This is a genomic window from Actinomadura sp. DC4 (genome assembly GCF_030406325.1).
In the GTDB taxonomy this organism is placed as follows: domain Bacteria; phylum Actinomycetota; class Actinomycetes; order Streptosporangiales; family Streptosporangiaceae; genus Actinoallomurus.
Map to the genome: position 1 here is coordinate 1 of NZ_JAUEQY010000083.1, position 1,247 is coordinate 1,247.

Consider the following 1,247-nt stretch of genomic DNA (forward strand, 5'->3'; position numbering starts at 1 on the left):
CTAGTGCTCTGTCCATGAACGTTGGCCGGGTTGGTCGACACGCCGGTCGATGTTCATGGTTGGTGTCCGCTATGCCGTGAGGCTGGTCGGATGGCAGATCCAGTTCGGGTGCGCCGTCTGACCGATCATGAGGGTCAGCGGCTGCAGCAGATTGTGCGAAGAGGAACCGGTTCGGCGGTGCGGCTGCGTCGCGCGATGGTCGTGCTGGCCTCGGCCGGCGGGAACACCGTCCCAGCGATCGCGCGGCTGGTCCAAGGCGATGAAGACGCGGTCCGAGGAGTGATCCACCGGTTCAACGAGATGGGCATGGCCAGTTTGGACCCTCAGTGGGCGGGTGGCCGTCCCCGCCTGATCAGTCCTGAGGACGAAGCCTTCATCGTCGCGACGGCCACCACCAGACCCGAGGCGCTCAAGCGGCCCTTCACTCGCTGGAGCCTGCGTAAACTCGCCGCCTACCTGGCATGCAACAACACCCGCCCGGTCCGGATCGGACGAGAACGGCTGCGGCAGTTCCTGCACGAACACGAGATCACCTTTCAGCGGACCAAGACCTGGAAGGAATCCAACGACCCGCGCCGGGACGCCAAGCTGGCCCGCATCGAGCACGTCACCAGCAATTTCCCCGACCGGGTGTTCGCCTTCGATGAGTTCGGGCCGCTGACCATCCGGCCACACGCCGGAGCCGGCTGGGCCCGCAAAGGACATCCGGACAGGCTGCCCGCCAACTACCACAAGCTTCACGGGGTCCGACAGTTCCACGGCTGTTACTCCATCGGCACCGACACCTTGTGGGGGATCGTCCGCAAGAAGAAATCCGCCGCGAACACTTTGGCCGCGCTGAAGTCCATCCGGGCGGCGCGCCCGGACGGGGCACCGATCTACATCATCTTGGACAACCTGTCCGCCCACCGCGGCACCAAGATCCGCACCTGGGCGGCCGGCAACAAGGTCGAACTGTGTTTCACCCCGACCTACTCTTCCTGGGCCAACCCGATCGAGGCGCACTTCGGACCGCTACGCACCTTCGTGGTCAGCGGATCGAACCACCCCAACCATCCCGTGGCCACACGCGCCCTGCACGACCATCTGCGCTGGCGCAACGCCAACGCCCGCCACCCCGACATCCTCGCCGCCCAACGACGCGAACGCGCCCGCATCCGCAGCGAACGACAACAACGCTGGGGAGACCCACGGCGCCCCAAAGCCGCGTGATCAGACCCGGCCAACGTTCATGGACAGAGCACTAG

General features: G+C 65.8%; 1 protein-coding gene. It reads left to right on the plus strand.

What is annotated here, in order from left to right; genetic code table 11:
* Nucleotides 1-90 precede the first annotated feature (90 nt).
* Complete coding sequence (locus QWU11_RS47045) at nt 91-1,212, plus strand: IS630 family transposase (RefSeq protein WP_290121131.1); 1,122 nt, start codon at nt 91-93, stop codon at nt 1,210-1,212.
* The last annotated feature ends 35 nt before the right edge of the window (nt 1,213-1,247 follow it).